Here is a 20,527-nt window from a genome sequence, read left to right as displayed (position 1 = left end):
CACAGCCGCCGACCCGCTACCCGACGACCTCCAACACGCGCTCGACGCCATCAACACGGCCAGCCAGCCTACGCACTAATCTGGCAAAACTCGGGTCGACGAGGACGTCAAGCACGCCGAGATCGACTTCGAGCGCACCGCAGCGGCACGCTGAGCACGCTGACCGCCCCCGGCTCTAGCGCAGGAAGTTGTTGTTCGAGAAGTCGTCCTCGTCGAACTGGTCCTCCTCGGGCTTGGCGTGACGCCCGCGTGCAGGACGGGGAAACGTGCGCGTCTGCGCATCTGACTCCCGGAGCTCGACGTTGAGCCGGTCCTGACCTTCCTCGCGAGCTCGGCGCCTTTCCTCGACCGCACGTTCGTACTCGGCGATCTCCTCGGAACGGGCGTCCGTCTCTTCCTTGACGCGCTCGGCGCGGGCACGGAAATGCGCCATCACCGGGTCGAACCGCATACGCGCGCGCCGGTAGTCCGGATTGCTGTCGTCGATCAACGTGCGTCCACTCCCCACTACAGCGTGCGCTGACGCCAACCGTCAGTTCTCCCGTCAGTTCTCACTGTCGAGATCGGCATCATCACCGATGATTCCGCTGATTCGCGCCGCTCCGCTATCGAGCTCGAGGTCCTCGAAGAGGCCCTCGATGCCGCCGATCTGGTACTGGCGCTCATGCTGCTGATCGCCACCGCCGCCCCCACCGGCACCACCCATGCCGCCCATCATGCCGCCGCCCATCATGCGCCCATGACCGGACTGTTGGCCCTGCCCGGACCCGCCGCCGGGTTCTCCTGCCGCGGGTGAACCGCTGCCAGGGGTGCCCGTCTCCGGTGGCATTGCCGCCCCAGCCTGGCTTCCGGAACCCAGCTCGGCGGTACTCGCGATCCCCGCGCCGCTACTCGCTCCGCCAGCGATACCGCCCAGATCGCCGCCGAGCGCACCACCACCGGCGCCGCCCGCTACACCTGCACCGACCCCGCCGCCGGGCTCGTCCAATCCGGCGATCCCCGCGCCGATCGGCTCGTCGGTACCCGCGACAGGCTCGTTCGGCCACGCCTGCCCCGGGAGGTCTCCTGACCCGTCCCCCGAGGATTCGAGCGTATACGTCGTGGGCTCGCCGGAACCGTCGTCCACGGTGACCTCGACCGGGCCGCCCGCACCATCCGGTCGTTCCGCCGTCACCGTCAGCTCACCCGATTCGAACTCGATAACACCGTCCTCACCTGGTGTAAGGGCGTCGTGATCCCCGTCGATCAGATCACCGTCAACTCCCGGCGCGCCGGGGCCGGCGGTCGCGATATCTCCGTTCGCGAAGTCCAGGAAATGCTCGCGCGGCTCCCCGCGACCGTCGTCGACGGAGATGCTCATCCGACCGCTCTCACCGACCTCGGTCATGGACAGCTCGTGACTGCCCTTCGTGACTGTCAGCGCGTCGTCACCGCCCCATTCCTCGCTCGGGAGGCTGCCGCCGATCCCGCCTTGACCGACACCTGGTCCGGTGTCCGTCTCGACACCGTCCGGTACGGCAGCGCTCGGGCTCGTATGTCCTTGTGGGGTGACGCCGGGCCGATCCATCTGGGGAGAATCCGGGTTGCCTGCCCCACCGGGTGGCGACGCAATCCCGGCACCTCCGCCGCCCCCAGCCGATGGGGCCGGACCTCTTGCGCCGCTACCCGGTCCCGCGCCGGGTCCGCTCGCAACGGATCGGCCGTTCCCAGAAGCCGTCGGCTCCGGTTGCGTCAGCCGCGCGAACGGGACGTCGTCGTGGCGGAACTCGCTCAACGCCTCTTGCAGCTCACCGGCGCTCGCATCGAGCGCGTCGACCGTCGCCGGAAGCATCTCCCGCAGGTACTGCACTGCGTTGACGTAGTGCCGCGCGAATATATTGAGATTTGCGATTTCTTCCTCATACTCTTCGCGACGCGTCTCACCGCCTGCTAACCACGCTAATGGATCAGGTAAATATTTGTAATCAGAGTCCTTCTGTGACTCCTCGATAACTTCCTGATACGTGTTCTTGAGATCCCAGTAGCCGTCGCTGTCGCGCCGGTACTTGTCCAGCATCTCCGTGGGGCGCTGGTTCACCAAATCGCCGATCGCTTCCCGCATCACCTCGAGGTAACCATCCAATGCCCCTGCCAGCGCGGAGTTCACATCCTGATACTCGCCGGCATCCCTGACGACTCGATCGATCCGCTCGTAAGCAGCGTCCGCGCCGACTCCTTGCCAGCCTCCGTCGGTATCCAAGCCTGCACGAGCCGCGTTGAATGCATCCCCCAGCTCGCTCCCGATCTCTCCCATATCCTTCAGGATGTTCCTCAGGTAAGCGATCTTTCCCCAGTGGAGATTATACAATTCGGGGAAGAGAGCGTACTCGTCGTACTCTTCCCACAGGCCCACGCCGGCGTCGAAACCATCGGCCCACGAGCAGTTTCTCCACGCCGCGTACACCTCACCCAGATTCCCGGCGAGAAGCAGGTCCGACAGCTCCGCGACCTGCTCGACGAGATTGTCACTCACATCGTCGGAGTCAACATTGTGCCGAGAAAGCGCGATCTGCTCGATACTGTCCGCGATAGACGCGACCGACCCCATTACGACAACCCCTCCTGCTGCTTGACGAGTGCGTCCCGAGCCGCGAACTCGGCCTGTTCGCCCTCCTCGGCGATCTCGTGCAATGCACGGTCCAGCCGCTCGGTGAACTCGGCGAGCGCACCCATGCCCTCCGCCAGCTCGTTGACCTTCTCCAGAAGCGAATGGGAGACCGACTCTGCTTTGCGGAAACTCCCGAAGTCCCCTGCCGATATGTCCTCGGGAGTCGCATGCCGCGCTGCTTCCTTGACAGCCACCGCGAGCTTGCCAACGTCCTTCCCGACGTCGCGTACGCCCTCGGTATCGATGCCCTGGCGGTCGCTACCGTCCACCTGTTACCACCTACCCCCGGTATCCATCTCGTACGTCGACGGCTTGGACGCACGGCAGCCCCGATCGGTGCCACGATCCGGCCCCACAAGTTACCCGGAACGCCCACGCGTCGCAGCCGTTCGCACAAGTCATGTCTGCCGTACCGGAACGCGCACACCTGCGATGACGGGGGACTGGCCCGATTACGGTGCGATGCTTACGAGGCGGAGGACACCACGCCCGCCAACCGGTCCGCTGCCACCTGGGCGGTGTCCTGGTCGGGAGCCTCCACCATCACCCGGACCAGCTGCTCGGTACCGGACGGGCGTAGCAGGACTCGTCCCTGCTCGCCGAGCTCACCTTCGACATCGTCGACCGCGCTGCGAACCAGACGTGACTCCACCACAGCGTCCTTGTCCGCTACCCGGACATTGACCAGCACCTGGGGCAGCCTGCGCATCACCCCGGCCAGCTCGGCGAGCGGCTTACCGGACGCCGTCACCGCCCCCATCAAACGCAGTGCCGTCAGCAGTCCGTCGCCCGTCGTCGCATGAGCCGGGAGAACGAGATGGCCGGACTGCTCTCCGCCGAGTGAGTATCCGCCTGCCCTCAGTTCGTCGAGCACATAGCGGTCGCCGACGGCCGTGGTGCGCAGCTGCAAGCCGTGTTCCCGCATCGCCAGGTGGAGACCGAGATTGCTCATCACGGTGGCGACCACCGTCTGGTCGACCAGCTCACCGGACTTCGCCATCGCAAGCGCGAGCACCGCCAGGATCTCGTCGCCGTCGACCACCTCACCCGCGGAGTTCACCGCCAGGCACCGATCGGCGTCCCCGTCATGAGCGACCCCGAGGTCCGCACCGTGCTCGACGACTGCTGCCTGCAACGAGTCGAGATGGGTGGATCCGCACGCGTCGTTGATGTTCACCCCGTCCGGCTCAGCATTGATCGCGACCACGTCGGCGCCGGCCCGGCGGTAGGCCTCCGGAGCGGCGAAAGTGGCCGCGCCGTTGGCGCAGTCGACCACGACACGCAACCCGTCGAGTCGCTGCGGAGCTGCCACGAGGAGGTGATCGACATATCGATCGAGCGCGTCGTCGAGCTCTGCGACTCGACCGACCTCGGCACCGGTGGGACGGGTGCCGTTGGCGTGGAGACCTTCTTCGATCTCGTCTTCGATCCCGTCGGGAAGCTTGTGACCACCGTCCGCGAAGAGCTTGATCCCGTTGTCGGGCATCGGGTTGTGGGACGCCGAGATCATGACTCCCAGGTCCGCGCCGATATCGGCGACCAGATGCGCGACTGCCGGGGTAGGAAGCACACCGACCCTGCGTACGTCCGCACCCGCCGAAGTGAGCCCGGCCACCACCGCAGCGTCCAGCATCTCGCCGCTGGCGCGGGGGTCCCTACCGACTACAGCGACCGGCCTGTGCGACCGGTCGTGCGCGGCGAGCACCCGGGCGGCGCTGGCCGCAACCGCCATCGCCAGCTCCGGTGTGAGCTCGCCGTTCGCGAGACCGCGCACTCCGTCCGTGCCGAACAGCCGTGCCATCTTCACCGACCTCCTCCGAGCTCCGATGCCGAACAACGTATCGGGTGACCACCGGCACGTCTCGCCGGGGCTCCGTGCACGTTTCGCGGGCTAACCGCGACGCCGACCCGAGCGCCTCGGCGTGCACGTTTCGCGGGCTAAACGTGGTCCTGGTAGCCGCACACGCACGAAGGCGCCCACCCGGATAACGGGTGAGCGCCTTCGGGAAGTGCTTTCGCGCAGGTCAGCGCTTGCTGTACTGCGTGGCCTTACGGGCCTTCTTCAGGCCGTACTTCTTGCGTTCCTTGGCCCGGGAGTCGCGGGTGAGGAAGCCCGCCTTCTTCAGCGCAGGCCGATCATCGCCGTCGATCTCCGCCAGTGCCCGGGCAATCGCCAGTCGCAGCGCGCCTGCCTGGCCGGTCGTACCACCCCCGGTGAGGTTACCGAACACGTCGAACGAATCCGGCTTGTCCACCGTTCCCAGCGGCTCGCGGATGAGCTGCTGATGCACCTTGTTCGGGAAGTACTCCTCCAGCGGCTTGCCGTTGAGCTTGAACTCGCCGGAGCCCGGCACGAGGCGTACGCGGACGACGGCTTCCTTGCGGCGCCCCACGGCGTGCGCACTGCCGCCGGCCGCTCGCGAGGGCTTCGACGCCGCCGGCGTCTCGCTGGTCGTCACACCCTGGTCGGGCTCGGTCTCAGTGCTGGTCACAAGTTCTTCCTCACTCATTGGGCGACCTTGGTGATCTCGTGTGGCTGCGGCTTCTGCGCCTCGTGCGGGTGCTCGGGGCCGGCGTAGACCTTGAGCTTCTTCGCCTGGGCACGGCCGAGCTTGTTCTTCGGCAGCATCCCTTTGACGACCTTCTCCACCAGCCGCTCCGGCTTGGTGTCCAGCATCTCGCCAAAGCTGCGTTTACGCAGGCCACCGGGGTAGCCACTGTGGCGGTAGGCGAACTTCTGCTCACGCTTCCTACCGGTCAACACGACCTTGTCGGCGTTGACGATGATGACGAAGTCACCAGTGTCCACGTGCGGAGCGAATGTCGCCTTGTGCTTGCCGCGCAACAGTGCCGCCACTTCGGTCGCCAAGCGGCCGAGGACGACGTCCTGAGCATCGATCACGTGCCAGGCGCGAGTGATGTCGCCGGGCTTAGGGCTATACGTGGGCACGGTGCTACCTCTGTGTCCTACATTGCTTCCGGATGTCTGTGCGGGCCGAGCGCGGACGCGCCACATCGCACAACGAGGTACCAATGTACCTGTAGGCGTTCAGGCCGCATGAACCGGGGTACTTCCCCTGCTGTCGCGCAACCCTACCGGACAGACTCTCAGCCACGTGAGCATGCACGAGCACCGCATCGGGGGACGTGTGACGTCGTTGTCACGGTCACGACGCACTCGACTACGTAGCGTAGCCATCGCATCTGCCCTGGTCTTATTCGTCGCGAGATGCGGTGCCGAACGGGACGGCGACATCGTCGCCGACGGTGAAGCCGTGTCCAAACTACGTCGGCAGGAAGTTCGAGGACACCATGGAGGGGCGTACCGACGACATCCTCGCCTACGAGGACAGGAAGACCCTGATACAGCGTTGCATCAGGCTTGATGAGCGACGGCTGGGCTCCGAGACCGAAACCGCCCGGACGGGCACTCGTCCGGCACGTGTATCTACGCAGCGCAGCAGCAGGAATCCCGCTGATCAGCTGCGTCTGCTACTTTCCTGCCGACGTTGACAAAGAGTTCATCCAACTCGGCGGCGTCTACAGCGACCTCGCGGATAGTCCGTGGGAATCCATGCCCGACCGATACGAGTTCGACCTCGTATCGGAGTGCGTATGGCACGGCGCACGGGACGCGTGCAAGGTGACGGGCGCGATCGCACAGAGTGTCGAACAGGCCAGACGCGCCCTCATGAATGCTCGCAGCCTCGACGACGGATCGGTCGAGATTACCGCCGAGCTAACGTGGGACACCTTCTTTGATAGCAGAGTCATCGTATTGCCCGACGATGCAGCGGAACAGAGCGGAGGGCCTTTCGCGGACCACTCGATTACGGCACGAGTCATCCTGGACCCAGGAAGGAAAGCCGGAGAAACAGCCCTGGAGGAGCACGAGCTCGAACTACTCATGAGCTACCGGACGTTGGACGAGCCGACCGGGAGTGATTTTCCGGAACTTCCGAATGACGAAGATGTGACAGAACTCGAAACAGAAGAGGAAGCAGGCGAATTCCTCGACAGGATGGGCGAGATCACTGCCAACTGACCCGCCCAGTGGCGACCCGGTGAGTACTCGATGAGTTTCCCTCCGAACGAATCAAAACCTCAGTGGACACACCCACCAGGGCCCCGGAGGTAACACCTTCCAGTACGACACGTACGGCGGGTTCGGCGCCTTCGGGCAAGCCACAAATACATCACGGTCCAGCAAGAAGAAACCGGCGCTCGTCGGTGGGTCTACTACCGCCGTACTTGCTCGCAGCGCGTTCGGAGCATGGCTGCTTGGCGCGTTCCAGGGCGACGTACTCAGCACAAGTCACTGGAACGTGGCGTGGTCGCCATAATCACCGACAGCTATGGGAAACACGACGTGTCGGACGTTCAGTGCCCCGCGAACCAACCGATCGACCCCGGCCATACCTTCGCCTGCGCCGTGGAGGCCGCAGGTGGGGAACGCAGCGTGGAGATCCGCGTGCTGAACGACAAGCCCGAGTTCGAAGTCGGTGCACCCCGGTGAGCCAGGAGCGTGAATCCCACGCACTTCGGCATCGTCAAGAGCCAGTAACGCACACGCGTCGACGTCGACGACCGGACCCTCCTCGATCTGTGGCGGTTCCGGAGCTGGGTCACCACCGGGCAACTGCGCAGCCACCACGGGCACCACTTCCTCGGCTTTGTCGCATGCTTCGGTCTCGTCGCTGAGGTTCATACTCGACACGGATACGAATGACACGTCGTTGACAATACGAGTCGGGAAACAGTGCCCTTCCAACAATTCAGAGTCGTCCGAGACTCTCCAATCCAAACCCCCGGTCCCGATTTCCGGTTGCGATTCGATGTCAGCCTCATACTTGGCTGGGGCAGGGTCCACAACCAGCCCGGGACTATGCTTGATCGCACGCTTCGCGGTATAGACTATTCAGACACCCGTAACATCGAAAGATGTGACCCCGGGGACCACAATCCCGGGGCCACATCGCTGCGGTCGACTGACTCAGCTGAGGAACCTCTTGGCCTGCTGACCTTCCATATCGCGGTAACCTTCACCGATCCGCTGGAGGGCAGTAGCGATCTGAGCAAGGATTTGATTCAACTCAGCGTGCGCCGAATCCCAGTCCGCCTGCAACTGCCTATAGTTCTGCTCCGCTTCACCTTTCCAGGTACTGACCAACGGGTTGAGGTCACTCTTGAGGTTGTCACTGGCCTCGGTCATCGCCTTGGAGGCCGTTTCCACCTCGCTTGAAGCGTTGAACAGCGTCTCGTAGTGAACCTTCATTTCTGCGGGCATCGTTTCTCCTCCGGGAAGTCGTCGAGAGAGTTTGAGAACAGGACTCGAACGTCAGCCGTCCAGGCCCTTGCTGATGTTGCTGATCTGCTCTGCGACTTCCATCTCCTGCGCCTCGTAGGTGCTACCGGCCGACTGCAACTGCTCACCGATCCCCTGCAGGGCGTTGTTGAGCTTCACCGCGTTCTCGTCGAAGCGCTCCATCAGCCTCTCGAACGTCTTCTCGGCTTCGCCCTGCCAACCGGCCCTGGTCTCTTGGACCGTCGAGCGAACGTCGCCGAGGATCTTGTCCAGATTGCCCTTGGTTTCCTCTACGCTCTTGTGCGCCGCGCTGAATTGCGCGATCTCACCTTCGAAACCGCCTGCCATGTGGGTGAGCCCCCTTCGATCGTATTGTGCTCGTACGTCGATTGCCGCGTACGTGGCCTACGACGGTGAGCCTGCCATGGCCGGTTCCCTGCTGTCCGGAACATTCGGCAAGTCGTTGCGAGCGCAAACACGACAACGTCACGGACACGTACCAGCGATCCGCGTCACGGGTACCAGCCATCATCACGCTCCCCGCGAAGTATTCCTGTGACCTGCGAAACCGAATGTCACGTGACACCCGGCACGGTCGGCTTCGCGGGCGGATGCGCCTGTTCCGTCTCACTCGGACGAGCGGGGCGTGCGGGATCCCTCACTCGGTGATGGTCAACGTCCGCACAACCTGTTCACACGCCGGTTCGACCCGTTCGAGACCCGGATCGGTGTACTGGCACCCGACACTGACCTGCACACGTCCGTTCACCACCACGAACCAGTCCGTTTCGGACTGCTCACCGGCCTCGGTGTAGTAGATGACATCCCTGCCCGCGTACGTGGCGTCGCGATCGAACTCGGCGTACCGGTCCCCCGCCTCCTCGAGCAGCCCTTCGATCTCGTCGGCGACGCGATCGAGATCGTCACCCACGTCGCGACGCAGGTCGAACTGCTGCACCACGATCAAATCGTCACTGCCCTCGGCCCCTTCGGGTCGCAGGACGACCTGTTTCCGCTCCTCGTCGCCACCTGCCTGCGTCCACTCGGCAGGCGCGGTGACGCGGTAGTCGTACCGCGCGATCGTCGTGCCGTTCGGCTCACCGCTGCGTAGCAGCAAGACCGCACCGGCCACGGCGGCCGCGGCGACAGCCAGCCCACCACCCAGCAACCACGGCAGGGCTCTCCGCGGCCTGCTGGGGCGAGCCGGTGGAGAAGGCGCCGGCCGGGCAGCTGAAGCCGGCGGCGGAGGTTCAGGTCCGCGCTGCGGTACCGGCGCGGCAGCGGGCACCGCCTGTCGAGCTCCCTGGCCCGCAGCCGTGGGTGGAACTTGCGGCCGTACTGGTGGACGCGAGCCACGCGTGGGTACGTCCCCGGACCCGACGACCGCCGTTCGCTGCTGATCCAGAGGAACTGCAGTACCTGCCGGCGGGGAAGGCGTTCCCACAGGCGCCCCCGTACCGGCCTGCTCGACCAGCACGGCGCGCAAGGCCCCGCGCGCGACCACGGTCTCCGGTTGGTCAAGGGTCGTTGGCACGATGCCGAGGCGCTCGTGCACCAGCCGCGCGATCAGCGGTATCCGGCTCGAACCTCCGACGAGGAACAAGCCGGCCAGATCGCCGGCGTGGAAGCCAGCGCCCGCGATGGCCGATGACGCCATCTCGATCACCCGCCCCAGCGGTGCCGTGATCAGACCTTCCAGATCCGCGCGCGTCACGTGCGCGTCCGGGAACGGCTCCGGAAGGGGCACATCAGTATAGGTGTGCCGGGACAGCGTCTCCTTCGCATCCCGCACGTCCTGGCGCAGAACTCGCCTGCGACGCCGGGTTGCGAGGTCGCGGCCGTCAAGCAGCTCGCGCCAGGCTTCCGGATCCGTTACCGAGACGCTCCGCCCCACATGTTCGAGAAGGGCCTGGTCGATGTCGGCCCCTCCGAACCCCGGATCTCCCCGTGTCGCCAGCACCCGGAAACCGCCGTGCGACTCACCGGCCGACCGCGGCGCCCCTACCGAGGCATCCTGCTGCACCACACTGACGTCGACCGTCCCTCCCCCGACGTCGAGCACGGCCAGCGCGTCGACGGTTCGCCCGCGAAACGTGACGGTTCGCTCATCGCCGCGCGGGTATCCGGCAGGAGCAGCGTGGGACGGGGCGTGGGTGGCGGCGTGGAACACGGCTGCCGCCACGGGTTCGGGTACGAGAGCGACCTCCCGGGCCAGATGCCCGGCGGACTGGCGCAGCACACGGGTACGCATCACCCCCCAGTCCGCGGGGTGGGTCAGCACGAGCACGTCGACCGCGGCGTCACCCGCGAACCGGCGCGCTTCGGCGACTGCCCTGCGCAGCACAGCCCCGACAGCGTCCCGTACAGGTACCACCGAGGAGCCCAGCAGCAGCTCGCCCTCGTCGATCCGTCGTTTCGGGTGCGGTTCGTAACGCGACGGGTCCACGGCAGCATGCCGCTCGGCCTCCCTGCCGACGAACAGCGTCCCGTCCTGCGCCGCGTACACCGCGGACGGCAACAGGGAATGCCCGTCGATCACCACGACCTGTGGTTCACGATCGTCCAGGGACGCCACGACACACGTGCTGGACGTACCGAAATCCACAGCCACCCGCAGGCTCATGTCCACACCTTATGCGCGAGCCGGCACCCCACTGCCTGCCGAGCCAGGCCGGGAAGCCCGCTACGTCTCATTCCGGGTCGATCCAGGAGACCTGCATGAGCTGCTTGCCAACCTTCCGGCTGATGAACGTCCCCCTACCGGGCGGCATCGGGGACGGTTTGATGTTGCCGAGCAACTGCCCCTCGTCTTTCGAACCGTTCATGATCAATCCTGGCACGGCCAGCTCCTTGAGCTTGCCGAGCACCTTGTCGAACATCGACCGGCTGGCGCCGCCCGTACGGCGAGTCACCACGAGATGCAGGCCGACATCCTTGGCCTGGGGCAGGAACGGCGCCAGCGGTTCCAAGGGATTCTTGGCCTGCGAAGCAACCAGGTCGTAGTCGTCGACGACCACGAACAGCTCCGGCCCCTTCCACCACGAACGGTTCTTCAACTGCTCCTGGGTGACATCCGGGCCCGGCAGTCGCTTGTTCATCGAGCTCGCTACATCGTTGACGATGCCTTCCAGCTGGTTCCCCGATGCCGCGTACCCGAGTAGCTGGTCCCCCTCGAGGAAGCCCAACAAAGTACGCCGATAGTCGACGAGGATCACCACGGCCTCCTTGGCCGTGTAGCGCTCGCTGACACCACGCACGATCTGGCGCAGCAAGTTCGTCTTGCCCGACTCCCCGTCGGCGAACGCGATGAAGTGTGGATCGGCATCGAAGTCGAGGTACACGGGCGCCAGCTCGTCCTCGTTGATCCCGATCGGCACGAGCCGCGAGTCCCTGCGCGTGTCGTTGGCGAGCACATCCTCGTAACGCACGAGATCCGGCAGCAGCCGCACCGACGGCGCCGGACGCCCCCGCCAGGCATTTTTGATCTTGGTAACCGCGTCGGCGACGCCGTCACCGACCGTCTCGTCGTCGCTGGACCCGTCGATACGCGGCAGGCCGGCCAGGAAATGCAGCTCGTCGTGCGTCATCCCGCGGCCGGGACGGTTCGGGGGCACGTTGGCGGCATTCTTCCGGCTGATGTCGGACTCGCCGGGATCACCGAGACGCAGCTCGAAACGCGTACCAAGCATGTCCTTGATCGCCGGCCGGAAGTCACCCCAGCGGTTCGTCGCGATGACCACGTGCACGCCGAACGCCAGGCCCTGCGTGGCGAGTTTGGTGATCTGGGGCTCCAACTCCTCGAACTCGTCGCGCAATGCCTTCCAGCCATCGATGACCAGGAAGGCATCTCCGAACGGGTCCTGCTCGGGCGTGACGCGTCCCTGCCGCTTCATGGTGCGGAAGTCGCTCATCGAGTCGATGCCCAGCTCGCCGAAACGACCTTCCCGCTCGTTCATCAGCGTGGTCATCTCCGCGACGATCCGCCGGGCCTTGTCCGGTTCACGCCTGGCGACGGCCACCCCGCCGGAGTGCGGCAGGCCGGACAGCGACGCGAGGGTGCCCCCGCCCAGATCGATGCCGAAGAACTGGGCCTCGGCCGGGGTGTGCGTCAGCGCGGTGGACATGATGAACGTACGCAGCATCATCGACTTACCCGACTGCGGACCGCCGACGATCGCGACATGCCCGGCGCCACCGGAAACGTCCGCCCACAGCAAGTCACGCCGCTGCTCGTACGGGCGGTCCACCACGCCGAGCGGCACCTGCAACCTGCTGTTGCCGAAGAAATCGACGGGGGACAGTCCGCGCTCCTCGGTGGGGTTGAGGTTGGGCAGCATCGTGTCCAGGGAGTTCGGCTCGTTCAACGGCGGCAGCCACACCTCGTGCGCAGGCGGGCCCTGGCCGACGAGCCTGCTGACGATCACATCCAGCTCGCTCGGCTCGTTCGAATCGTCGGACTCCTCTTGTCGCGGCTCCTCTTCGACCGCCGGTTCCGGTTCGGGTTCCTCCGGCGGTTCGATGTAGTCGGGCACGAACAGCTTCGGGCGCTTGTCCGCACGCACACCGTCGGCAGAAGGGCCGGAAACCTTCATGCCCGCCGGTCGGTAGGGGCCGGAGACGTACGCGGCCTGGAACCGCACCATCGACTCGGTGTCGTACTTGAGGTACCCGCCACCCGGCCGTGAGGGAAGCTCGAACGCGTCGGGCACGCCGATCGCTGCACGCGACTCGGCAGCGGAGAAGGTCTTCAACCCGATCCGGTAGGACAGGTGGGAGTCCAGGCCACGCAGTTTGCCTTCCTCGAGGCGCTGCGAGGCCAGCAACATGTGCATCTGCAGCGACCGGCCCAACCTCCCGATCGCCACGAACAGGTCGATGAAGTCCGGCTTGGCGGACAGCAGCTCGGAGAACTCGTCCACCACGATGAACAGCGCCGGCATGGGATCAAGATCGGCACCGTTCTCCCACGCCTTCTGGTACTCCCACGCGTTCTTGAAGTTCCCGCCGTTCTTCAGCGCCTCCTGACGACGGTTCATCTCACCCGCCAGGGCGTCCTTCATACGGTCGACCAGCGTGACCTCGTCGGCCAGATTGGTGATCACCGCGGACACGTGCGGCGCCGAGTCCAACCCCAGGAACGTCGCGCCACCCTTGAAGTCGACGAGCACGAAGTTCAACGTCGTCGACGAGTGCGTAGCGAGCATGCCGAGCACCAGCGTGCGCAGGAACTCGGACTTGCCCGACCCCGTAGCGCCGACGCACAACCCGTGCGGCCCCATCCCCTCGAGGGCGGCCTCCTTGATGTCCAGCTCGACCGGCTGCCCCTGCTCGCCTACTCCGAACGGAACGCGGTACCGATCACGAACGGGGCGGGGTCGCCACGCCTGCTGGATGTCGAACGTCATCGGGTCACCCGGTAGGCCGAGGAGCTCCAGGAAACCCGGGTTGGACACCAGCGGCGAGTCCTCCTCCTCGTCACCGGACTGGCTGACCGATATCCGGTACGGCGACAACCTGCGCGCCAGCGACTCCATCTCCACCAGGCTGAGCATGTCGATACTGCCGAACCACTCGACGCCACCGGCGTTCTCGGCACCGAGGTTGTCCTCCTCGGCGATGAAACGCATGCCCCGCCTGGCCGACAACCTGTCCAGCTGGCCCGCGACGTCGAGCACCGTGACACCCGAGATGCCCTCCTCGAGGACGATCCGCTCCTCCTTGGTGAGGTCGGCCTCGTCGACGACGATGACGATGTGCGGGCCGTCGGCGTACGGGGTCTTCCTGGAGAAGCGCGGGCGTGGCTGCAGCTCCTCGGCCAGCAACTCCTCGATCTGGGCCAGCGAATTGGACATCAGACGTACCTGGCCGATGCCGTCCGTGAGCGTCGGATGCTGCGCATGCGGCAACCACTTCGCCCACTCCCAGTACTCCTTGGCCCTGCCGGCGCTGGCGACCGCTACGAGGACGTCCTCCGGACTGTGCAGCGTCACCACCTGGCCGAGCACGGCCCGGACGAACGCGCGAGCGTTGTCACGCTCGCCCTGCACGGTCACCGACGCGAAGCCACGGAAGTTCACCTGAGTGGGTAGGTCCCGGACCATCGAGTTCGACCGGGTGAACCGCCGCAACGCCAGCGTCGAGATGGGTTCGAGCTCATCGACGGGGCCGGTCTGCGGCGGAACCAGCCGGGTGGCCAGCCGCTGTGAGCCACGGCCGACACGCAGGTGCATGAAGTCCTTGTCCCCGGCCCGGCGCTCCCACATCCTGCGGCTGGTGGCGATGGACAGCAGAGTTTCCGGGTCGGGATGGGCCCACTCGAGCGCAGCTCGCTGCTCGAGCATCACGTTCCGGGTCCGCTCCCGCATCTGACCGAGATACCGGAGGTAGTCCTTCCGGTCTTCGTTCATCTCGGCCTTGCTCTGGTTGCCGCCACGGCCACCACCCAGGAACATGCCCGCCATGGACAGCATCATCATCAGCGGCATCATCAGGAACAGCGGGCTGCGCAACCCCCCGCCGGACTCCCGCATGCTCGTGAACATGAACGCCACCATCCCCAGCATGGCGACGATCATCACCACGGGCATGAGCTTCGTCAGGATGTTGCCCGGGATCTGGCGCGGGATCTCCGGTGGCGGCTCGAGGTGAACCTCGCCGCCCGGCATACGTGGCGCAGGCAGCCGTGGCGATCGCTTGAACTTCAGCGTGCTCACCGAATGAACCCCTCTTCACCTCAACGACGGCGCCCAGCGAGCCACCCACACCCAGAAGGCGACTCGCAACCGACGGCAGCGGGTAGCCGAACGGGCCGGCACACGCCGCGACCATGACCAACCCAACCCGTACCTGACCCATCAGCCCCAGGAACGCGCTCGGGCAGCCACACTAACGGACCGCTCTTCATCACGAACCGCGACTACGGTAGTCAAGCACGGCACACCGACACCACACACCCGGAACCGGGCAATCAGTACCGTGAATTTCCCCGGCCGGCCAGCGAGCACCTACTCGGATTCGATATAAGTAACCCGGCGGCACACGCAACCACGTCACACGGTGGCGGGGTGGCCGGTGTCGGCGCCCGCCGGTACGGCGAATAGGTTGTTCGGGTGTCAGGGTCGGCGGGTGCGGCACACGCGCCGGCCCGTGCCACGTAGAACCGTGGATGCACGCGCGCGGCGAGCACGCCACGGGCAGGCACGTCGACAAGTGAAGACGCAGCACGCATACGCGCTCAGGGGGCAGATAACCAGTGGCTACCGGCACAACGGTCTTCAGCCGCGTGACAGTAGTAGCACCGGGCACCCGCATCGACGTCGCGCTCCCGTCCGACATCGCGGTCGCCGACCTCGTGCCGCTTGTGGTCGACATGGCCAATGAGCGCACGGCCGACGGTGGCTCGAAGCACGGCGGATGGGTACTCGCCAAGCTGGGCGACGCACCTCTTGACCCGAGTCGCACGCTCGCGTCCCTCGGCGTCGTCGACGGGGAGTTGCTGCAGCTGCGCAAGCGCAACGAGAACCCGCCACCTCCGCTGTTCGACGACGTCGTCGACGCGATCGCCGAGACCGACCCGGACAACTTTCGGCCGTGGACACAAGAGACAGCGCAGCGCGCCGGCCACCTCGCGGGTGCGGCCGCGCTGATCACCGCAGCGCTGGCACTGTTCACCGGGAGCGGGCTGTTCGGAGGCGGCCATCTCGTACCAGCCATCGTCGGCGGTGTCGCGGCAGTCGCATGCCTGGCGGTGGGAGCGATCCTTGCCAAGGCGTACGAAGCCGTGTCCACCGGCGTCGTCGTCGCCGCGGCAGGCGCGCTACCGATGGCGTTCGTAGCCGGCTTCTACGCCGTACCCGGCGGCACCGGACGCCCGAACCTCCTGCTGGCCAGCGTGCTCGTGGTCATCGTGGCCGCGGCGGCGATCATGCTCATCGGCGCGGGACTCGACGTGTTCGTAGCGGCGGCCACGACCTCCGCTATCGGAGCCGTAGCCTTCACGTTCGCCGTGTTCATCGCCCACCCCGCCGACGGCATCGGTGCGGGCACAGCCGCAGTCGCGCTCGGCCTGATCTCGACGCTACCGAGAACGACTATCTGGCTGGCGAAACTGCCACTACCGAACGTCCCGAGCTCGGCGGAGGAGCTCAAGCAGGACGCCGGTTTCTCCGACTACGGTGCTATCGAACAACGCACCAGCATCGCGCACGAGTACATGACAGGCCTGCTGATCGGCTGCGGGGCCGCCGTCGCCATCGGCGCGGTCATCGCCGCCTCGGACGGAAGTGTGTTCGGCATCCTTCTGGCGATCACCGCCACCCTCGCGCTGCTGCTGCGCTCGCGAACCTACGCGAACGGTACTCAGGCGGTCGCGTTGCTGACCACGGGCATGCTCGCGGGCGGCGGTCTGTTGCTCGGTTGGCTGTGGACGGCAGAGCCCGGCGCGCGCCTCATGTGGGTGTTCGGGGCTCTCTTCCTCATCGCCGCGTGCTCACTCGTCGTTGGTGTCATCTTCCCCAAGCAGCGCTTCTCGCCGCCGATGCGGCGTAGTGTGGAAATTTTCGAGGCGATCTGCATCGCCATGGTGCTCCCCTTGGCACTCGGTGTCATGGGCCTGTACGGGCACCTACGCGTGGTCGGATCGGGCATTCTCGGATAGCTTGGGGGCTCTCATGCACGCGCTGGGCAGGCGCACGAAACGAGCGGTCGTCGTGCTGTTCACGGCAGCCTTCGGACTGGTCGCAGCCGGGGCATTCGCACCTATCAGCGATGCGCACGTCGGCTGGGCCGAGGAGGACGAGCGACCGGCGTGGGCACCACCCCCACCGAGCGAGCCACCTCCCAGCGCCAACGACGGGGAACCCGACCAGCGCTATACCCAGGACCAGGAGTGTGTCCAGCGGGCAGGCGACCTCGACGAGGGTATCCGGCTCAAGAACATCCCGTGGGGTCAGATGCACCTGCGTATCGACGACGTCCACGAGTACATGAACCAGCACGCCGGCTCGGTCGGCGACGGAAAGACCGTCGCCGTCATCGACACCGGCGTCACCCCGCACCCCTTCCTGGAAGACCGTCTCGAGGGTGGCGGTGACTACGTCCAGGGGGACGACGGTCTGGAGGACTGCGACGGCCACGGGACGCAGGTGGCAGGCATCATCGCCGCCGACTCCGACAGCTCCGACATCGGGTTCACCGGAGTCGCCCCGGACGCGCGGATCCTGTCCATCCGGCAGTCGAGCCAGAACTTCTCTCCGGAGAGTGACGATGAGCGGGAGCGACGCGAGCTCCTCGAAGAGGCCGAGGAAGATGAGGGCGAGGACGCCGGGGAGACCGATCCGGAGTCGGCGAACCAGCTCACCCATCCAGGGCAGGACGACGGCAGCCCGCGTGTGCAGGGCGGCGCGGAGAGCGCGGGAGATCTGACCACGCTCGCGCAGTCCGTGCGGCTCGCCGCGGACACCGATGGGGTCGAGGTCATCAACATGTCGGTGGACAACTGCCGCCGCGCCGGGGACGCACCGATAACGACGAAGGAACGGAAGCTGCAGTCCGCGGTGCGGTACGCGGTCGACGAGAAAGACATCGTCGTCGTCGCAGCCGCAGGCAACGTCAACGATGCGTGCAGGCAGAACGACCAGCCGAACCCGAACGATCCGCGGACGATCGTCTCGCCGTCGTGGTTCTCCGAGGACCTGCTGGCCGTGGCCGCGATCGACCGGACCGGTGGTGTCGCCCCGTTCAGCATGAACGGGCCATGGATCAGCGTCGCCGCACCCGGCACCGAGATCACGTCCCTCGACCCCGCGGAAGGATCGTCCCAGCTGGCCAACTTGACCATCGAGGGCGGCAATGAGGTGCCACTTCAGGGGACGAGCTTCGCCGCGCCCTACGTGGCCGGCTTGGCCGTACTGGTACGCCAGATGCACCCGGATCTGGATGCCCGCGAGGTCATGCACCGCATTACGAGCACGGCCCAGCACCCGGGATCCCGAGAGGGGCACGACCAGTTCACCGGCCACGGGGTGATCAACCCGATGGCCGCGTTGACGGCGACCGTCCCTGAGGAAGAAGGCATTGAACCTGCCTCGGACGTCGCCCTTCCGTCCGACATGCCGGCACCCGGGGGACCCGATCCCCTGGCGGTGACCGTCGCGCTGGCCGGAGCTGCCGGCGGGGTGAGCGCTCTCGGGGTGACGCTGTTCGTCATTCACGCGGTGCGCCGAAGCCGTCGCGACTCCACAGGAGACCTACCCGGGGACGCCGCCTGAATCACGACCACATCTGGGTCGCCCCACGCCTGGGTCGCCCCGCAACCGGCACGCCGGGACCAGCTCACCGTCCGGCGACCGCCCCTCCCGGCTCCACTTCCCCGCACGTCACCACCGTGACGACCCGCGCACGACGCGCCCCGGTGTGCGCGTTTCGCGGGCTAAACGTGCACACCGGGGCACACGCGGGCAGGGTGGCTGCGCTCACGCATCACCTGCGCGTAACGGAACGGGAGTGGTCGTCGGCAAGGCTGAAGGCCGCCAGGAAATGTCTTGGTCAGCCGTCTTCGCTGTCCTCCTCGTAGGATCCGGCGTCCGGGTCCACCGGGACGGAGTCGAACGTCCGCATCGCATCCTGCGGGTTCAGCGACGAACCGGTCGGCAGCAACCGCACGATCGCGTCCGGCGCAGGCCGCTGTTCCGGAACCCCCAGGTGCGCTGCCGTCTCCTGGTCGGGAATGCCGTAGCGAAGGCCGTGATCTGAGATGAGGTAGATCGGCCCGGACTCGAAGGAATCCTTCGACGTAGCGGCACGGACAGGCGCCGCGTGCCCCGGAGGCATGAAGAACCCGTCGAGGCGCGTGCCGTCCGGGTTCGCCTGGCCCACATCCAACATCCGGAACCGTGTACCGTCCTCATCCTCCGGTAGCGGCATCTCGTTACCGACGAACACGGCTGTGCGTTCGTCCTGATCGTCGCCGTCGCCACGGAGGGTCCAGCCGAGGCACATCGTCGCGTGCCCCTTCATCGGATCCAGTACCGTCGGCACCTCGGCCGGGTAATCCTCCACGTCGAGCTCGTGAACGTGATCCACCTCAGCAACCTGCGAGGCCTTTACCGGATCGATCGGATCGGCATCCAGCGACTCCTCGAACCGAATCATGTCGGCGACGGCCTTGGAAACTCGCTGGGGTCCTTCCCTGAGCAAGACGAAGAACTCCTCACCATCCGCGCGGTGCACGACGAACACGTCGCCGACCCGCAGGTCACCAAGGTCGAACTCGCTGGGCTCGCCATGGTCCGGGATACGAGGAGCTTCCAGGGAGTTCACCTCGGGAATGGCGTTGAGCACGCCCATGGACATGCTGCGCGGCTCGTGGTCACCGAGCTTGAGCGCCGTCTCGACCGATGGCTCGTCGAGATCGACCCGTGCGCGCACCATGTCGGAAGGCCTGTTCGGATCCTCCTGCGGGCGGTAGATCAGGTAGTCGTTGCCGTCGTCCCCGGACGCCAGGATCGCCTCGTCGCCGCCGAGTTCCCTACCGAGATCGGATACGCCGGCCAGCACCGCGGTCTCCCGCTCGGCCTGCTCCATCGCCTCAGACGGCGTGAGATCGTTGCGGAAGTCGATGTTGTCGCACACGGCCCAGTCGTCGGAGATGTACTGATCTTCTTCCGGGATCAGTGGGGGCCCGTCCGGAATGCCGTGCATCCTCCCGCGCTCGATGCCCTCCAACCTGTCGTCCGGTACGACCTCGGGCTCGACGGCTTCCACGGAACCATCGCCTCCGCCCTGCGCGTCGTCGCCGTCCTGGCGCGCCATCAACAGCAACCGAGCTGAGGAGACATTGAACGTGGGAATCAGCATCTCCGGCGCCTCATCGGTCGCGGCGGTCTTGACATAGACCTGGCCGGACTCCTCACCGATGACGATGCCCTCGTTCGGGGGCTGTGGCGACGGCCGAAGAATACCGAAGATCAAGAACCCGAGAAGGCCGAGGGCAGCGATGACAACTCCGACGCCCGTCGCACGATTGTGTGTACGGAGCGGGTCGTGCAGCATCACGGCGTCCTTGCGGACGAGCGCCGACTGCATCCGACGCAGCACGAAGCGGTACGCCTGGACCTGAGACTTGGTTGTCGGATTCGATGGCATTACGGACCTACAGCCCTCCCAGTCGAGGTACGGTTCCGCACGATAGCCGTACGCAGACCGTCCATGTTGGTTTTCTACCAATGAGCGATAGTCTGCACACTCGCGGGGCCAGCAAGCTTCGGCAGCACACATGAGGGGAAGAGATCGAACGGATGTCCGTCAGCACTCCTCCACGCCCGACCGGGCCAAATCCGGGGCCGCAACAACCCGGTGGTCGCCCTCCCGGCCCCCCGCCGGGCAGGGAGGGTGCACCGAGCGGCACGCCGCCCCGACCGGCCGCGCCTGGGCGCCCGGTCGCTCCCGGTGGCCCACACCCACCTGGTGGCGGGGCGCATCCGCACAGCAGGCCGGTACCGCCGCCTCCGGGAGGCCCCGGCGGTACCGCCGGACCGCCCCGCGGCCCTGGTGGCCCGGGCGGACCTGGTGGTCCG

The 20,527-nt window shown here is 66.2% G+C and carries 15 protein-coding genes; 4 read left to right on the top strand and 11 right to left on the bottom strand.

Annotation, left to right across the window (positions count from 1 at the left end; genetic code table 11):
- Window positions 1-175: 175 nt before the first annotated feature.
- From CHB84_RS15725 to rplM, 6 genes are all read right to left on the bottom strand, one after another.
- Window positions 176-490, bottom strand: coding sequence for a hypothetical protein (locus tag CHB84_RS15725; RefSeq protein ID WP_141134709.1), 315 nt, complete (start codon window positions 488-490; stop codon window positions 176-178).
- Between the two features lie 54 nt (window positions 491-544).
- On the bottom strand, window positions 545-2,587 hold the full coding sequence (locus CHB84_RS22985; protein WP_176439985.1) for a hypothetical protein: 2,043 nt from the start codon (window positions 2,585-2,587) through the stop codon (window positions 545-547).
- Window positions 2,587-2,916: a hypothetical protein gene (locus tag CHB84_RS15710; RefSeq protein WP_089302369.1), complete on the bottom strand. Its 330-nt coding sequence runs from the start codon at window positions 2,914-2,916 to the stop codon at window positions 2,587-2,589. Before CHB84_RS15710 ends, CHB84_RS22985 begins: the two co-directional genes overlap by 1 nt.
- A 197-nt stretch (window positions 2,917-3,113) precedes the next feature.
- Window positions 3,114-4,448, bottom strand: coding sequence for a phosphoglucosamine mutase (gene glmM / locus CHB84_RS15705; protein WP_089302368.1), 1,335 nt, complete (start codon window positions 4,446-4,448; stop codon window positions 3,114-3,116).
- A gap of 223 nt (window positions 4,449-4,671) precedes the next feature.
- A complete protein-coding gene (gene rpsI / locus CHB84_RS15700; RefSeq protein ID WP_089302367.1) occupies window positions 4,672-5,157 on the bottom strand; it encodes a 30S ribosomal protein S9 in 486 nt (161 codons plus the stop codon).
- Entirely contained in the window at window positions 5,154-5,597 is a 444-nt protein-coding gene (rplM, locus tag CHB84_RS15695) for a 50S ribosomal protein L13 (RefSeq protein WP_089302366.1), read from the bottom strand. Before rplM ends, rpsI begins: the two co-directional genes overlap by 4 nt.
- A gap of 435 nt (window positions 5,598-6,032) precedes the next feature.
- Here rplM and CHB84_RS15690 point away from each other — a divergent pair, with 435 nt between their 5' ends.
- Window positions 6,033-6,692 carry a hypothetical protein gene (locus tag CHB84_RS15690; RefSeq protein WP_141134708.1) on the top strand — a complete coding sequence of 220 codons (660 nt, stop codon included), beginning with the start codon at window positions 6,033-6,035 and terminating at the stop codon, window positions 6,690-6,692.
- 228 nt (window positions 6,693-6,920) lie between these two features.
- Window positions 6,921-7,163, top strand: coding sequence for a DUF4333 domain-containing protein (locus CHB84_RS15685; protein ID WP_089302364.1), 243 nt, complete (start codon window positions 6,921-6,923; stop codon window positions 7,161-7,163).
- Between the two features lie 477 nt (window positions 7,164-7,640).
- Here the strand turns inward: CHB84_RS15685 and CHB84_RS15680 are convergent, their stop codons facing one another.
- The 4 genes from CHB84_RS15680 to eccCa all read right to left on the bottom strand — a co-directional run bounded on the left by CHB84_RS15680 (window position 7,641) and on the right by eccCa (window position 14,665).
- Window positions 7,641-7,934, bottom strand: a complete 294-nt coding sequence (locus CHB84_RS15680; RefSeq protein ID WP_089302363.1) for a WXG100 family type VII secretion target — start codon at window positions 7,932-7,934, stop codon at window positions 7,641-7,643.
- A 51-nt stretch (window positions 7,935-7,985) separates the two neighbouring features.
- Window positions 7,986-8,300, bottom strand: a complete 315-nt coding sequence (locus CHB84_RS15675) for a WXG100 family type VII secretion target (protein WP_089302362.1) — start codon at window positions 8,298-8,300, stop codon at window positions 7,986-7,988.
- A 310-nt stretch (window positions 8,301-8,610) separates the two neighbouring features.
- Window positions 8,611-10,575: a type VII secretion-associated protein gene (locus tag CHB84_RS15670; RefSeq protein WP_089302361.1), complete on the bottom strand. Its 1,965-nt coding sequence runs from the start codon at window positions 10,573-10,575 to the stop codon at window positions 8,611-8,613.
- A 67-nt stretch (window positions 10,576-10,642) separates the two neighbouring features.
- Window positions 10,643-14,665 (bottom strand): type VII secretion protein EccCa, encoded by a 4,023-nt coding sequence (gene eccCa, locus CHB84_RS15665; RefSeq protein ID WP_089302360.1) that lies wholly within the window; start codon window positions 14,663-14,665, stop codon window positions 10,643-10,645.
- A 569-nt stretch (window positions 14,666-15,234) separates the two neighbouring features.
- On the opposite strand from eccCa, the gene eccD reads away from it, so the two are divergent.
- Entirely contained in the window at window positions 15,235-16,608 is a 1,374-nt protein-coding gene (eccD, locus tag CHB84_RS15660; protein WP_176439983.1) for a type VII secretion integral membrane protein EccD, read from the top strand.
- 1 nt (window position 16,609) lies between these two features.
- Window positions 16,610-18,220 (top strand): type VII secretion-associated serine protease mycosin, encoded by a 1,611-nt coding sequence (mycP, locus tag CHB84_RS15655; protein WP_281251765.1) that lies wholly within the window; start codon window positions 16,610-16,612, stop codon window positions 18,218-18,220.
- Window positions 18,221-18,497: 277 nt separating this feature from the next.
- Here mycP and eccB read toward each other — a convergent pair whose 3' ends face one another.
- Window positions 18,498-20,096, bottom strand: coding sequence for a type VII secretion protein EccB (eccB, locus tag CHB84_RS15650; RefSeq protein WP_089302357.1), 1,599 nt, complete (start codon window positions 20,094-20,096; stop codon window positions 18,498-18,500).
- Between the last annotated feature and the right edge of the window lie 431 nt (window positions 20,097-20,527).

The organism is Haloechinothrix alba, from assembly GCF_900188115.1.
GTDB classification, from domain to species: Bacteria; Actinomycetota; Actinomycetes; order Mycobacteriales; family Pseudonocardiaceae; genus Haloechinothrix; species Haloechinothrix alba.
Note: the sequence above shows the minus strand (reverse complement) of the source record. Positions and strands in the feature narration are given on the sequence as shown.

Excerpts from the sequence above, each read along its gene's own strand:
- CHB84_RS15690 (WP_141134708.1), top strand. The coding sequence starts at position 6,033 with ATGAGCGACGGCTGGGCTCCGAGACCGAAACCGCCCGGACGGGCACTC.
- CHB84_RS15670 (WP_089302361.1), bottom strand. The coding sequence starts at position 10,575 with ATGAGCCTGCGGGTGGCTGTGGATTTCGGTACGTCCAGCACGTGTGTC.
- eccB (WP_089302357.1), bottom strand. The coding sequence starts at position 20,096 with ATGCCATCGAATCCGACAACCAAGTCTCAGGTCCAGGCGTACCGCTTC.
- CHB84_RS15680 (WP_089302363.1), bottom strand. The coding sequence starts at position 7,934 with ATGCCCGCAGAAATGAAGGTTCACTACGAGACGCTGTTCAACGCTTCA.
- rpsI (WP_089302367.1), bottom strand. The coding sequence starts at position 5,157 with ATGAGTGAGGAAGAACTTGTGACCAGCACTGAGACCGAGCCCGACCAG.
- CHB84_RS15675 (WP_089302362.1), bottom strand. The coding sequence starts at position 8,300 with ATGGCAGGCGGTTTCGAAGGTGAGATCGCGCAATTCAGCGCGGCGCAC.
- CHB84_RS22985 (WP_176439985.1), bottom strand. The coding sequence starts at position 2,587 with ATGGGGTCGGTCGCGTCTATCGCGGACAGTATCGAGCAGATCGCGCTT.
- CHB84_RS15685 (WP_089302364.1), top strand. The coding sequence starts at position 6,921 with ATGGCTGCTTGGCGCGTTCCAGGGCGACGTACTCAGCACAAGTCACTG.
- glmM (WP_089302368.1), bottom strand. The coding sequence starts at position 4,448 with ATGGCACGGCTGTTCGGCACGGACGGAGTGCGCGGTCTCGCGAACGGC.